At 74.6% G+C, this 13,313-nt stretch carries 12 protein-coding genes; all 12 read left to right on the top strand.

What is annotated here, in order from left to right; all coding sequences use genetic code 11:
- From ACZ4Z3_RS31990 to ACZ4Z3_RS31935, 12 genes are read left to right on the top strand one after another with little or no spacing between them, the layout of a single operon-like run.
- Window positions 1-279 (top strand): acyl carrier protein, encoded by a 279-nt coding sequence (locus tag ACZ4Z3_RS31990; protein WP_468103787.1) that lies wholly within the window; start codon window positions 1-3, stop codon window positions 277-279.
- Window positions 276-1,697 (top strand): TrpB-like pyridoxal phosphate-dependent enzyme, encoded by a 1,422-nt coding sequence (locus ACZ4Z3_RS31985; protein WP_468504297.1) that lies wholly within the window; start codon window positions 276-278, stop codon window positions 1,695-1,697. The genes ACZ4Z3_RS31990 and ACZ4Z3_RS31985 overlap by 4 nt, the downstream gene beginning before the upstream one ends.
- A complete protein-coding gene (locus tag ACZ4Z3_RS31980; protein ID WP_468504296.1) occupies window positions 1,694-3,022 on the top strand; it encodes an acyl carrier protein in 1,329 nt (442 codons plus the stop codon). Before ACZ4Z3_RS31985 ends, ACZ4Z3_RS31980 begins: the two co-directional genes overlap by 4 nt.
- Window positions 3,022-4,569 (top strand): class I adenylate-forming enzyme family protein, encoded by a 1,548-nt coding sequence (locus tag ACZ4Z3_RS31975; RefSeq protein ID WP_468504295.1) that lies wholly within the window; start codon window positions 3,022-3,024, stop codon window positions 4,567-4,569. The genes ACZ4Z3_RS31980 and ACZ4Z3_RS31975 overlap by 1 nt, the downstream gene beginning before the upstream one ends.
- Window positions 4,553-5,890 (top strand): type III PLP-dependent enzyme domain-containing protein, encoded by a 1,338-nt coding sequence (locus ACZ4Z3_RS31970; RefSeq protein ID WP_468504294.1) that lies wholly within the window; start codon window positions 4,553-4,555, stop codon window positions 5,888-5,890. The genes ACZ4Z3_RS31975 and ACZ4Z3_RS31970 overlap by 17 nt, the downstream gene beginning before the upstream one ends.
- The gene (locus tag ACZ4Z3_RS31965) at window positions 5,890-6,144 is read left to right on the top strand and encodes an acyl carrier protein (RefSeq protein ID WP_468504293.1); all 255 of its coding nucleotides are present in this window, start codon (window positions 5,890-5,892) and stop codon (window positions 6,142-6,144) included. Before ACZ4Z3_RS31970 ends, ACZ4Z3_RS31965 begins: the two co-directional genes overlap by 1 nt.
- Window positions 6,141-7,367 (top strand): acyl-CoA dehydrogenase family protein, encoded by a 1,227-nt coding sequence (locus tag ACZ4Z3_RS31960; RefSeq protein WP_468504292.1) that lies wholly within the window; start codon window positions 6,141-6,143, stop codon window positions 7,365-7,367. Before ACZ4Z3_RS31965 ends, ACZ4Z3_RS31960 begins: the two co-directional genes overlap by 4 nt.
- A complete protein-coding gene (locus tag ACZ4Z3_RS31955; protein WP_468504291.1) occupies window positions 7,360-8,505 on the top strand; it encodes an acyl-CoA dehydrogenase family protein in 1,146 nt (381 codons plus the stop codon). Before ACZ4Z3_RS31960 ends, ACZ4Z3_RS31955 begins: the two co-directional genes overlap by 8 nt.
- A complete protein-coding gene (locus ACZ4Z3_RS31950; protein ID WP_468504290.1) occupies window positions 8,502-9,236 on the top strand; it encodes a 4'-phosphopantetheinyl transferase family protein in 735 nt (244 codons plus the stop codon). The genes ACZ4Z3_RS31955 and ACZ4Z3_RS31950 overlap by 4 nt, the downstream gene beginning before the upstream one ends.
- A complete protein-coding gene (locus tag ACZ4Z3_RS31945; protein ID WP_468504289.1) occupies window positions 9,227-10,183 on the top strand; it encodes a hypothetical protein in 957 nt (318 codons plus the stop codon). The genes ACZ4Z3_RS31950 and ACZ4Z3_RS31945 overlap by 10 nt, the downstream gene beginning before the upstream one ends.
- Before the next feature lie 2 nt (window positions 10,184-10,185).
- Window positions 10,186-11,745 (top strand): amino acid adenylation domain-containing protein, encoded by a 1,560-nt coding sequence (locus tag ACZ4Z3_RS31940; protein ID WP_468504288.1) that lies wholly within the window; start codon window positions 10,186-10,188, stop codon window positions 11,743-11,745.
- A gap of 15 nt (window positions 11,746-11,760) precedes the next feature.
- A complete protein-coding gene (locus ACZ4Z3_RS31935) occupies window positions 11,761-12,264 on the top strand; it encodes a flavin reductase family protein (protein WP_468504287.1) in 504 nt (167 codons plus the stop codon).
- Window positions 12,265-13,313 lie beyond the last annotated feature (1,049 nt).

Here is a 13,313-nt window from a genome sequence, read left to right as displayed (position 1 = left end):
ATGATCACCGGACTGGACCGCACCGCGGTCACCGAGTCCGTCAAGCGTGTGGTCATCGCCGAGTCCCGGCTGCCCCTGCAGCCCGCCGACATCGACGACCACGAGCCGCTCAACGGAGAACTCCTGCGCGTGAACTCCCTGGGCTTCGTGGGCATCCTGGTACGCCTGGAGGACGAACTCGGCATCACCCTGGGCGACGACCTGTTCCTCGGACGACGCTTCCACACCGTCCACGACCTGACCGAGACCGTCCTGCACGGGGCGGAGCCCGCCCGGTGAGCACCGCGAACGCACCCGCCCGCTGGCGCAGCGTCCTGCCCCACCTGGACCGGCCCCTACCCCCCGACCGCACCCCCCACCCGGCGGGCGCCACCGGCATCCAGGTCAGCCTCCCCCTGGAACTCGTACGCCAGAGCGTGCAGAACAAGGAGTACTGGGACATCCCCGCCGAAGTCGCCGACGCCTACCAGGCCTTCCGCCCCACCCCGCTGTGGCGCGCCCGCGCCTTCGAACGCGCCGTCGACGCCCGCGTGCCCATCTACGTCAAGTACGAGGGCGGCAACATCTCCGGCAGCCACAAACTCAACACCGCCCTCGCGCAGGCCTACTACTACGCCCGGGCCGGGGTACGCGAACTGGTCACCGGCACCGGCGCCGGACAGTGGGGCACCGCCCTGGCCGCGGCCTGCGCCCTGTTCGGCATGAAGTGCACCGTCTTCATGGTCGGCACCAGCCTGCACCACAAACCCCACCGCGGCACCCTGATGCGCACCCTGGGCGCCCGGGTCCACGCCAGCCCCAGCCACCTCACCGACATCGCCCGCCAGACCACCACCGGCGTCAACAGCCTCTCCCTGGCCATCGGCGAGGCCGTCGAGTACGCCGCCCGGACCGACGGCGCGGCATTTTGCATCGGCAGCGGAGAGACCTACAGCATCCTGCACCAGTCAGTGATCGGCCTGGAGGCCGCCGACCAGCTCACCGCCCTGGACGCACGCATCGACACCGTCGTGGGCTGCGTCGGCGCCGGCTCCAACTTCGGCGGCATCGCCCTGCCCTTCTTCGCCGCCGCCACCGCCGCCGGCACCCGCCCGCCGCACCTGGTCGCCGCCGAGTCCGCCACCACCCCCAAACTCACCCGGGGCACCTACGCCTACGACCGCACCGACGCCACCGGCACCGGCCCGATGGAAGCCATGTACACCATCGGCAGCTCCTACCCCATCCCCGACGCGCACGCCGCCGGACTGCGTTTCCACGGCGCCGCCAAGGTGCTCTCCGCGATGCGCCACCGCAACCAGATCACCGCCACCGCCGTCGGCCAGGTCCAGGCGCTACAGGCCGGCCGCCTGTTCACCCGCGGGGAAATGGTGCTGCCCGCCCCCGAGTCCGGCCACGCCCTGGCCGCCGCCGCCCGCCTGGCAGGCGCCGGCACCGACACCGCCCACGGCCCGCTGCGTGCCCAGCGGGGCGTCCTGGTGTGCGTCAGCGGCCACGGCTACCTCGACCTGAGCGCCTACCAGCAGCTCATGGACGGCGAACTGACCGACGACAGCCCCGACCCCCAGGCACTGCGGGCGGCCGTGCACGGCCTGGACCGCATCCACCAGCCCACCGGGCCCGCAGCCGCCCCCCTGCCGTGCCACACACCCGCCACCGCACCACAAGAGGCGACAGCCGCCGGGAGACGGCCATGACCACCACCACATCCGCCGACACCCCCGCAGCCCCCGCCGGGCCGGGCACCGTCGACTGCCCGCTGTTCGACTGCCTCCAGGTCAACCTCGCCGTCCTGGCCGACCGCTGGCACGGCCCCGGCACCCACCTCGACCTGGGCGCCGTCCTGCACTTCGACCCCGCCCCCGGCCCCGGCGGCCTGCCCACCGTGCAGCGCCCCGCACCACACCACCTCGCCGACACCGCCCGCGCCCTGCACCTGAGCGTCATCGAACAGCACACCACCACACCCGGCCGGCCCCCCGAGCCCGCCCCGGGCCGCTACGTCGTCGCGGACGCCCACCACCTGCCCTGGGTGCCCTACTTCCGCCGCCGCCACATGGACCACAGCTTCCTCCTCGAACCGGGCGACGCCGGCACCGCCGTCGTCACCGACGGCTACCACAACCAAACCCCCTGGGGCGCCGCCCGCCCCACCAGCCTCCCGCTCAGCCGCACCGAAGTCGCCGCCGCCCTGCCCCAGGCGGCCCTGGTTCTCACCCTCGCCCCCGCCGACCCGCCCCCCACCCACCCAGCCCCCCGCCTGCACCTGGCCACCCCCCAACGCAACCAGGACTACGCCAGGGCCTACGCCGAACACCCCGACCGGCTCACCGCCCTGGACCAGCTCACCCTGGAGACCTGGCTGCTGGCCCGCTCCCGCCGCCTGCACGCCCGCTTCCTGGCCTCCCGCGGCCTGCTCACCGACCCCCAGGCCATCACCGCGCACCTCACCGCCTGGCAGGCACTGGCCGAAAGCGTCTACGTCGCCCACCGGCGCGTCCAGCGCGGCCGCCCCGAACCCCGCGAGCTGTTCGAACGCCTGGCCCGCCAACTCCACCACGACCACGACCTGTTCGCCCCCACCGCCACCCACACACCCGCCCCAGCGCCCAGCGCACCCGCCCGCGCCTGCAGTGCCACCGCCCCTTCTGCCCCGGCCCCCCTGCCCACGCCGCCGCCCGCCGCGCCGCCCGCCGCGCCGCCCGCCGCGCCGCCCGCCGCGCCGCCCGCCGCGCTGCGCGCCCGGGTCGCCGCCACCGCCGGCGCCGTACTGCGGACCGACCCCGCCCCACTCCTGGACGGCCTGCCGCTGGCGGACGTCCCCGGCTTCACCTCCCTGCGGATGGTGGAGATCGTCGAACGCCTGGAGCGCGAACTGTCGGTGGAGTTCCCCGCCGACGACCTCGTCCCCGAGAACCTGCACCACCTCGACGGCATCTGCCGCATCGTGCTGCGCGCCCTGCCCGCCCCCGCCGCGCCGCAGCCCCGCCACCGCCCAGCCGCCCGCCCCGGAGAGAACTGATGCCCGCACCCGCCGCGCTGCTGCACGACCTGCTCGACCAGGCCGCCGCCCACTGGCCCCAACGACCCGCCGTCACCAGCGGCCGCCACACCCTCACCTACCACTGCCTGGACACCGCCTCCCGCCGCCTGGCCGCCTGGCTGCACGCCGGCGGACTGCGCCGCGGCGACCGCCTCGTGGTGTGCGCACCCCCCTCACACGCCCAGCCCGCACTCGTATACGCCGCCTCCCGGGCCGGGGTGGCCTTCTGCCTGCTGCACCAACAGGTCCGCGGCAGCCGCCTCGAACACGTCCTGGACGACAGCGAGCCCGCCCTGCTGGTCACCGACGACCCCCACGCGCAAGCGGCCGCGCAGCACCGCGGCATACCCACCGCCACCACCCAGGACATCACCACCCTCATCGACACCACCACCCAAGACACCGCGCCCGCCCCCGCACCCCACGGCCGCACCCCGCACCCAAAGCCCCCGCCCCCCCTCAGCGTCGACCCGGTCTGCCTGATCTACACATCCGGCACCACCTCGCTGCCCAAGGCCGTCGTCACCACCCACCAGCAGCTGATGTTCTGCGTCGACGCCATCCACACCGTCCTGGACTACCGCCCCCACGACGTCATCTACAGCCCCCTGCCACTGTCCTTCGACTACGGCCTGTACCAGCTGTTTCTCGCCGCCCGCGCCGGCGCCCACACGGTCCTCGGCCAGCCCTCCGAGACCGGACCGGCCCTGCTCGGCAGCCTCGTGCGCGCCGACGCCACCGTGCTGGCCGCGGTCCCCTCCGTCGCCGACACCCTGGCCCGGCTGCTGCGCCGCACCCCCGCACACCCCCCGCCGCTGCGGCTGCTGACCAACACCGGCGCGGCGATGCCCGCCGCCACCCTGCACACGCTGCGCTCGGCACTGCCCGCACTGCGGGTGCAGCTGATGTTCGGCCTGACCGAATGCAAACGCGCCACCGTCATGCCGCCCGACGGCGACCTGCAACGGCCCGGCTCCAGCGGCCGCGCCCTGCCCGGCACCGAGGTGTTCGTCGTGGACGGCCAGGGCCGGCGCAGACCTCCGGGCGCCACCGGCGAGATCGTCGTGCGCGGCCCCAACGTCATGGCCGGCTACTGGCGCCGCCCCGACCTGACCGCGCAACGCTTCGTCCGCGCGGAGGGCCTGCTGCCGCAACTGCACACCGGCGACTACGGCTGGGTCGATGATGAGGGATTCCTCTACTTCGACGGCCGCCGCGACGACATCTACAAGGAGAACGGCTTCCGCGTCAGCACCACCGAGGTCGAGGCCGCCGCCCGCCAGGTGGCCGGCGTGGACGCCGCCGCCGTACTGCCGCCCGCAGCCGGCGCCCCCGCCACGCTGTTCACCGTCGGCACCGCACAGCCCGCCGAGGTCCTGCACGGCATGCGCGAGCACATCGAGGAGTTCAAAATCCCCCGCCGCTGCCAGCCGGTCGACGCACTGCCGCTGACCGGCAACGGCAAGGTCGACCGCACGGCGCTGGCCGCCCGCACCCAGGAGGCCACCGGTGCCCGCACCCCCTGACCTCGCCGACCTCGTCACCCCCGACCGCTGGCTGCTCCCGCCCGGCCTCCTCTCCCGCCTGCCCACCCCCGCCTACGTCTACGACCTCGCCGAGGTCCGCCGCAACCACCACGCACTGCGCACCGCGCTGCCCGAACGCACCGGTCTCTACTACTCCCTCAAAGCCAACGCCCACCCCCGCATCCTGACCGAACTGCGCACCCAGGGCGCCCTGCCCGAGGTGTGCTCCACCGGCGAACTCGACGCCGCCCTCGCCGCGGGCTGGCCCGCCGCGGACATCCTCTACACAGGCCCCGGCAAACGCGACGAGGAGATCACCCGCGCCCTGCACGCGGGCGTGCGGCTGTTCTCCGTGGACTCCCCGCACGCCATCGAGCAGATGGACCGCCTTGCCGCCGGGGCCGGCGCGCGCGCCCGGTGCCTGCTGCGCGTCAACGACGACCAGCCCGTCCCCGGCCAGGGCCTGGCGATGACCGGAGTCGCCTCACAGTTCGGCGCCGACACCACCTGGGTGCGCCAGGAACCCCACCGCTTCGCCGGCCGCCCCCACGCCGAAGTCATCGGCCTGCACCTGTACATGGGCACCAACCTCACCGACGTCGACGCCCTGACCGGCCAGTTCGCCCGCTCCCTGCGCACCGCCCGCACCCTGACCCGGGCCCTGGCCCCGCACGGCGTACGCATCCGGACACTGGACCTCGGAGGCGGCTTCGGCGCCCCCTTCGCCACCCAGGGCACCCGCGTCGACCTGTCCGGTCTGCGGCCCGCCCTGACCGCGCTGCTCGACCGCGAACTGCCCCGCCGCCACGACGACGGCACCGAGGTCGTCTTCGAATCGGGCCGGTACCTGCTCGGCACCGCCGGCGTGCTCCTGACCGCCGTCCTGGACGTCAAACGCTCCCACGGCAAGGACGTCGTCGTCCTGGAGTCCGGCATCAACCACCTCGGCGGCATGTCCGGACTGCGCCGGCTGCCCACCCTCGACCCCCTCCTGATCCCCACCGCCGCCCCCGACCCCCCCACCGCCCCCGGGCGCCCGCTGACCGCCCTGGTCACCGGCCCCCTGTGCACCCCGCTGGACACCTGGGCGCGCGCCGCGCACCTGCCCGCGCTGCGCCCCGGCGACGTCCTCGCCGTGCCCAACGTCGGCGCCTACGGCCTCAGCGCGAGCCTGATCGCCTTCCTCGGCCACCCGCCGCCCGCAGAAGCCGTCATCGACGGCGACCACCCCACCCGCCCCCCCGACATCACCCGCATCACCCTGACCCGCACCCCCACCACCGCCGCGGCACCGCCCGCCACCCACCCCGGAGGCCAGTGATGGACACCCGTTTCACCGAACTGCTCACCCCGTTCCTGAAGTTCCTCGGCGAGGCACCCCTGACCCCCGACACACCCTTGCGTGAACTCGGCCTGGACTCGATGCAGGCCATCGAACTGCTCTTCGCACTGGAGGACGCCTTCGGCGTCACCCTGCCCGACGACGACATGAACGACGCCACCTTCGCCACCGCAGGCAGCCTGTGGAGCGTGCTGCATGCCACCCTCCACACCCAGCAGGTGCAGGCCGCATGAGCGCCCCCCTCCTCACCGGACCCCGCACCACCCCGCCCGCCCGGCACACCGCGCCGGCCCCGCCGGACGCAGCGGATCTGGCCCGCCGCACCGACGAGGTCGCCGCCGTCGCCGCCCGCCACCTGGCCCGCACCGACCGCGAGGCCGTCTTCCCCATCGAGGCGCTGACGGCGATGCGCCGCACCGGCCTGCTCGGCCTGCTCGTCCCGGCCCGCCACGGCGGCCTCGGCGGCACCGTCGACGACATGATCAGCGCGAGCATCACCCTGGGCCGCACCGACACCTCCGTCGCGATGATCTTCGCGATGCATTGCCAGCAGGTCGCCGCCCTGGTCCGCCACGCCGATGACCGGCTGCGCGAGGAGGTGCTGCCCGACATCGCCGCCGGCCGCACCTACCTCGCCTCGGTCACCACCGACACCGGCACCGGCGGCCACCTGCTCACTTCCGACTCCGCCCTGACCACCACCGACGACAACCGACTGCGCCTGGACCGCTTCGCCCCCATCGTCACCGGCGGCCTGCACGCCGACGGCTTCCTGATCACCATGCGCAGCCCCGCCCCCGCCTCCCCGCACCAGGTGTCCCTCATCTACGCCCACCGCGACCAGCTGACCGCCGAACCCTCCGGCCACTGGCAGCCCCTGGGCATGCGGGCCAGCCACAGCATCGCCCTGCACCTGACCGGCACCGTCCCCGCCCACCACGTCGTCGGCGGCCACGGCGGTTTCCGCACCGTCGCCACCCAGGTGTTCGCGCCGACGGCTCACCTGGGCTGGTCCGCCTGCTGGCTGGGCACTGCCGCCGGCGCCCTCTCCCGCGTCCTGACCCTGCTGCGCGACCCCGCCCACCGCACCCGCGTCGACCTCGGCTCCGAACTGCTCCTGACCCGCCTGGCCCGCGCCCGGCAGCGCATCGACACCGTCCACGCCCTGCTCGAACGCACCCGCCGCGCCTGCGCCGGCGCACCCGACCTCAGCGTCCCGCGCATCCAGCTCCTCCTCAACGCCCTGAAGATCACCGCCGCCGAGGAATGCCACCGCGCCGTCGAAGACCTCATCGACGCCGTCGGCATGCGCCACGGTTACCTCAAGGACTCACCCACCCGCCTCGAACACGCCCTGCGCGACCTGCGCGCGGCCGCCCTGAACTACAGCAACGATCGCCTCCGCCTCGCCGACGGCACACTCACCCTCCTCGACCCGCAGGTGCGCCTTGACTGACCACCTCACCGCCCCCGCCCGCCCCGGCCCCGGCACTCGGCGAGCCGCCGACGCCCTGGACGCCGCACCCCCAAACGCCGACACCCGCCAGGTGTGGCGGCTGCTCGGGGCCGTCGGCATCCTGCACGACCTCTACGACCCCACCGAGGCCGGCCACCTCATCCCCCGCCCCGACCGCCTCGCCGACCTGATCGCCGCCGTCGACGCCCGCGGCGACAACGGCATCACCCTCAGCGTCCTCGTCCAGGCCGCCGGCGCCCTGCCGCTGCTCGCCGCCGGCGCACCGGCCACCGGCCCTGTCCGGCAGGCGGTGCAGCGCATCTGCAGCGGAACCCAGACACTCGCCCTCGCCGCCACCGACGGCGCCGCCACCGGCTCGGACCTGACCGGCCTGGCCACCGAGGTGACCATCGGCCCCGACACCCTGCTGCTGACCGGCACCAAACGCTGGATCACCACCGCCCGCACCGCCGACTGGCTCCTGGTCCTGGCCCGGCACCGCCCCGGACGCCATTTCACCAGCTTCACCTGGGTCCTGGTGCCCGCCACCGCCCCCGGCGTGCGCATCCACCCAGTCGAGACCGACCTGCTCACCGGCGCCGCCACCGCACACATCGACCTCGACCACGTCCGCCTGCCCGCCGACCACCTCGTGGGCCGCCCCGGACGCGGCATGGCCGCCTTCGCCCGGCACATCGCCACTGAACGCCTCGCCGGAGCCCTGTGGGCCGTGGCCCTGACCGGCAGAGTCCTCGCCGACACCCGCCGCCTCCTGACCCGCACCACCACCCCCTCCACCGCACCAAACTGGCAGCACCAGGCCGCACGCCAGCGCTACGCCGCCTGCCTGGTCCAGGTCCGCCAGCTGCGCGCCCTGTGCACGAGCCTGGGCGAACGCGTCACCCACCACCAAGACCTCACTGCCGCCGCCCTGTTGAAATCCGCGGCCGCGGCCGTCGCCGACCCGGTCCTGACCGCCTGCGCCCACCTGCAGGGCGCAGACGGCTTCGCCCGCGGCGGAGCCCAGCACATCCGCAGCGAAGCCGCCGTGCTCGGCATCGGCGGCGGCACCACCGAACTGCTGCTGGAAACCGTCGCCGACCACGCCGACACCATCCTCGCGGAGCTGCGCCCATGACCGGACTGCTGATGACCCAGCTCACCACCGGCGTCTGGGTGGCCCGCGGCGAACGCGACCAGTGGCTGCGCGCCGACGCCCACCCCCACGACCGGGCCGCCGCGACCGCCCTGCCCCCTCGGCGCGCCGAGGAGTTCCTCGCCAGCCGCGCACTGCTGCGCCACCTGCTCCGTGCCACCCTGCCCGACCAGGCCGGCAGTCCCATCCACGCGGGCACCCACGGACGGCCCGTCCTGGCCGACCACCCGCACACAGGCATCAGCATCTCCCACGACGGCCACACGGTCGCCGTCGCCGCCGCCGTCGGCCGCCAGGTAGGCGTCGATGTCCAGCAGCCTCCCGACCACACCCCCGACCCCCTGCTGCGCCGCATCCTGGGCCCCCACGCCCCCCAGGTCCGCGCCCTGCCCGAACCACACCGCTCGACCGAACTCGCCTGGGTGTGGACCGCACAGGAAGCCTGCGTCAAAGCTGCCGGAACCGGCCTGTCCGGCCGGCCCTGGACCATCGACATCCCACCCCGCCGCCACCGCGGCCGCTGGAACGACTACCGCTGGATCAGCCTGCGAGACCACTCCCGCACCCCCCTGAGCTGCTCCTACACCGCCCTGCCCGACCCCGGCCACCACCTCGCACAGCACCTGCCCCAGCCCCGCACCGGCAGCCACCCAGGCGACCGGCCCACACCCGTCCCACCCGACGCCGGCCCCCGGGAGGACCCATGCACCTGACCGACGCCCCCACCACCATGCCGGACCTGAGCTGCTACACGACCAATCTCCTGGCCTACCTCACCCCCCACGTCCCTGACGTCCGCCGCCGCCTTGCCCACGCCGTACGCCTGGCAGTGCGCACCGACCTGCCGCCGGGCGAGCTGGCCTTCTCCCACCACACCCGCATCGACACCACCGGCGACGGCCGCCGCCTCGCCTACCACGCGGCCCCCGACTGGCCCACCGCCCGCCGCGCCCTGCTCGCCCTGCTCCACCGCGACCGGCGCGTCCTGGCCGTCGCCAACACCCGCCATCTGCCCTGGGCCCCCGCCCACCAGCAGGCCGACGCCCCGCACTGGCTGCTGATCCGCGACCACCGCGATGGCCGCTGGCTGCTCGCCGACCACTTCAGCGCCCTTACCCCCCGCGGCGAACAGCAGCCCTACCTCGGCTGGGCCGACGACACCCGCCTGGCCGCCCTCATGACCCCCTGGCCCCACCCGAGCCGGGAGGCCGCCCGCCGCGACGGTCTCGCCCTCGGCGAGACCGTCCCCCTCCCTCCCGCCGCCCACTACCGCTGGCTCGCCCCCACCACCCCTCCTCCCGCCCCGGACACCGGCGCGCCCGGCCCCGGCACCTGGACCCTCGCCCTGGAATCCTCCCTGACCCACGTCGCCGCCGTCCTGCGCGAGGACCCCACCGCCCTGACCCGCCACGCCGACGACCTGTGGGCGGCGGCCCGCCACCACACCTACCGCCTCACCCACGCCCTGGCCGACGCCGCCCTGGACCCCGAACGGGCCGCCGCCGCGACCGTCGCCTGGGACGCACTGCCCCAGACGCTGCGCTTCGCCGCCCGCTCCGCCGCCCACGGCCGACCCCGCCCCGGCCTCGTCGACCGCGCCATCGACCACCTCCTGACCGCCCACCACGCGCTGCGTGCAGACCTCCCCGAAAAGGACTGACCATGCCCAGCACCCTGTACGAGTGGTTCGCCGCCGCCGCCCACCGCCACGGCGACGAGACAGCCCTGGAGACACGGGAGGACCGCCTCACCTACCGCCAGCTGCGCGACCTCGCCGACCGGCTGGCCGGCCAGGTGCTCGCCGCCCACGGAACGGTGCCGGGCCGCATCGGCCTGCTCGCCGGGCGCACCGTCCTGGGCTACGCCGGCTACCTGGCCGCGCAGCGCCTGGGCAGCACCGTCGTCCCCCTCCACCCGTCCTTCCCCGCGGCCCGCACCGCCGCCACCGCCACCGCCGCCCACCTCGACATCATCCTCACCGACACCGACACCGACACCGACACCGACACCGACACCGACACCGACACCGCGGTCCGCCTGCCCGCCCCCGTCCTGCCCCTGGACCGGCACGCCGCCTGCCCCGCCCGACCGCTGCCCACCTCGGCCGCCGGCCCCGACACCACCGCCTACATCCTGTTCACCTCCGGCTCGACCGGCACCCCCAAGGGCGTGCCCATCAGCCACCGCAACCTCAGCGCCTACCTCGAACACGTCGTGCCCCGCTACGCGATGAGCCCGGGCAGCCGCGTCTCGCAGACCTTCGACCTCACCTTCGACCTGTCGGTCTTCGACCTGTTCGCCACCTGGAGCAGCGGTGCCACCCTGGTCGTGCCCGGCCGCGACGACCTGATGGCCCCCGCCCGCTTCGTCGCGGGCAGGAAAGTGACCCACTGGTTCTCCGTGCCCTCCGTCGTCTCCGTCGCCCGCCGGCTGCGCAGCCTCACCCCGGGCGCCATGCCCACCTTGCGCTTCAGCCTGTTCTGCGGCGAACCCCTCACCCTGCAGCAGGCCCGCGCCTGGCAGGCCGCCGCCCCCCACAGCACCATCGAGAACCTCTACGGCCCCACCGAGGCGACCATCAGCTGCACCCGGTACTGCCTGCCCGCCGACCCTGCGGCCTGGCCGGACACCGCCAACGGCACCGTCCCCATCGGCACCCCCCACCCAGGCATGGAGCACCTGGTCCTCGACCCGCAGGGCCACCCTGCCGACGACGGCGAACTGTGCGTACGCGGCCCCCAGCGCTTCGACGGCTACCTCGATGCCGCCGACAACGCCGACCGCTTCCTCACCCACGACGGCACCCGCGCCCGCCCCTTCGACGCTCCCGGCCCCGTCACCGACGACCTGTGGTACCGCACCGGCGACCGTGTCACCCGCCAGGACGGCCACCTCGTCCACCTCGGCCGCCTCGACCACCAGGTCAAGGTGCGCGGCTACCGGGTGGAACTCGGGGAGATCGAGGCCGCCCTGCGCGCCCGGCCCGGCGTGCGCGACGCCCTGGCACTGGCCCTGCCCGGCCCGGACGGCACCCACGACCTCGAAGCGGTGTGCACGGGAGAACACCTCGACGTCGTCACGCTGCTGGCCGACCTGCGCCGCCGGCTGCCTGCCTACATGGTGCCGCGCGGCCTGAGCGTCTACGACGACTTGCCCCGCAACGCCAACGGGAAAGTCGACCGCACCGCCGTGACCGACCGCCTCACGGCCCAGTACACCTGATCAGGGAGACGAGCGATGCCCGCCCGGACCCTGCCGAACCCGCCGTCCGCCGTCACCAGCGACCTCTTCCGCCACGCCGTGACCCGCCTGCCCACCGGCGTCGCGGTCCTCACCACCAGCGGCACCGACGGCCCCGTCGGCTGCACCGTGAACGCGGTCATGTCCCTGTCCCTCCGGCCTCCGGCGCTGCTGGTCTCCCTGAACACCACCAGCCGCACCCTGCACCGGATCCTGGACACCGGCAGCTTCGCCGTCAACGTCCTGCCCTGGCACGCCCGCCACCTGGCCGGGCAGTTCGCCACCGGCACCCCCGCCCAGCGCTTCACCGGGGTGAACTGGCGGCCCCGCCACGGCATGCCGGTCCTGACCGGGGTCTGCCTGGCCGCGGTCTGCGAAGTGAGCGCCTCGACGTCGATGCTCGACCACACCCTCGTCGCCGGAACCGTGACCTGGCTGCACACCGGCGACGACCCGTCCACCGTTCTGTACGCCGGCGCCCAGCACCCCCTGACCGCGTGACCGCAAGGCCGATCGGCGCTTCGGGGCCGCTCGCCCGGCCCCCGTTGACGGGGCAGGCGGCGCCGGGCCCCTGGCCAGGGGCAGCATCGGGACGCTCCTGGTGAAGGTGCTGGTCATGCCGCAGCGGCCGAAGGCCGAGCTCCGGACACCGGCAGACCCCGCCTGCTCGGGAACACCATGCCCTCGGGCCCGGTGACGGACACCTCGGCGCAAGGCCGGCATTCTCCGGGACCTCCGGTGGAAGGCCCGGCCGGAAGGGCCGGTGACCCCGCAGACGGGGCCGCGCACGGGCAGCAGGTCGTCGAAAACCGCCGCACCCGAGCACGCGGCCGGATACCGGTGAGCCCGCCCCCTTGATGCCGGGGCCCGGCCAACACCACGCGTGCCACCGCCGCGCTGTCCGCAGCGCCGCGCCCACCAGGGGCGTTCACGGTGAACTGCGCCGCACCGGGCCATGCCGCCGCCTTGAGCAATCGACGTCCGCCTGCCATGGAGCGGCAGTTGGCCGCCAAGAGGGAAGCCCACGCAGAGTCACGGAAGAGCCTCCTGCCCTGAAACCTCAGGCAACCCTCGAGGCCAAGACAGCCGGCGCCGGCAGCCCGGCCGGGCCAGGGCCTGTCGGGACAGCGCCGGCCACAGCCACTCGTTGAGGACTGCGGCCAGCACGGCCGCCTCGTGACGGACGGCGAGCCTGTCGTCTCGCGGCGACGGCCCAGTGGTGCTTGAGGCGCTTGATACCGCATTCGACCGCGTGGCGTTCGCGGTAGTCGGTCTTGTTGACCGTCGGCGGTCGGCCCCGCACGAGCCGGGCTTGGTCGCGGACGCGGTCGCCGGGAACGGCGATGGTGGCCTTGATGCCGCCCGGCCCGCCCGCCCGGCCCGGGGGCGGGCGATCGCACCGGCACCTCGCCTCACGCGGCACCGGTCCGGTGCGCCGCCGTATGTCGTCCGTCAGCTGCCGCCGAGTGCCCCCCCGGCGGACGCCCTGGCTTGACGCCTGTCGGCAACAAGGGATCCATCCGCGGCCCGTCGGCCGTGCGCCAGATCTC

This window comes from Streptomyces sp. NPDC030296 (genome assembly GCF_055572815.1).
Note: the sequence above shows the minus strand (reverse complement) of the source record. Positions and strands in the feature narration are given on the sequence as shown.

Coding starts and splice junctions, on each gene's coding strand:
- ACZ4Z3_RS31990 (WP_468103787.1), top strand. CDS start 1: ATGATCACCGGACTGGACCGCACCGCGGTCACCGAGTCCGTCAAGCGT.
- ACZ4Z3_RS31980 (WP_468504296.1), top strand. CDS start 1,694: ATGACCACCACCACATCCGCCGACACCCCCGCAGCCCCCGCCGGGCCG.
- ACZ4Z3_RS31975 (WP_468504295.1), top strand. CDS start 3,022: ATGCCCGCACCCGCCGCGCTGCTGCACGACCTGCTCGACCAGGCCGCC.
- ACZ4Z3_RS31965 (WP_468504293.1), top strand. CDS start 5,890: ATGGACACCCGTTTCACCGAACTGCTCACCCCGTTCCTGAAGTTCCTC.
- ACZ4Z3_RS31960 (WP_468504292.1), top strand. CDS start 6,141: ATGAGCGCCCCCCTCCTCACCGGACCCCGCACCACCCCGCCCGCCCGG.
- ACZ4Z3_RS31950 (WP_468504290.1), top strand. CDS start 8,502: ATGACCGGACTGCTGATGACCCAGCTCACCACCGGCGTCTGGGTGGCC.
- ACZ4Z3_RS31945 (WP_468504289.1), top strand. CDS start 9,227: ATGCACCTGACCGACGCCCCCACCACCATGCCGGACCTGAGCTGCTAC.
- ACZ4Z3_RS31940 (WP_468504288.1), top strand. CDS start 10,186: ATGCCCAGCACCCTGTACGAGTGGTTCGCCGCCGCCGCCCACCGCCAC.
- ACZ4Z3_RS31935 (WP_468504287.1), top strand. CDS start 11,761: ATGCCCGCCCGGACCCTGCCGAACCCGCCGTCCGCCGTCACCAGCGAC.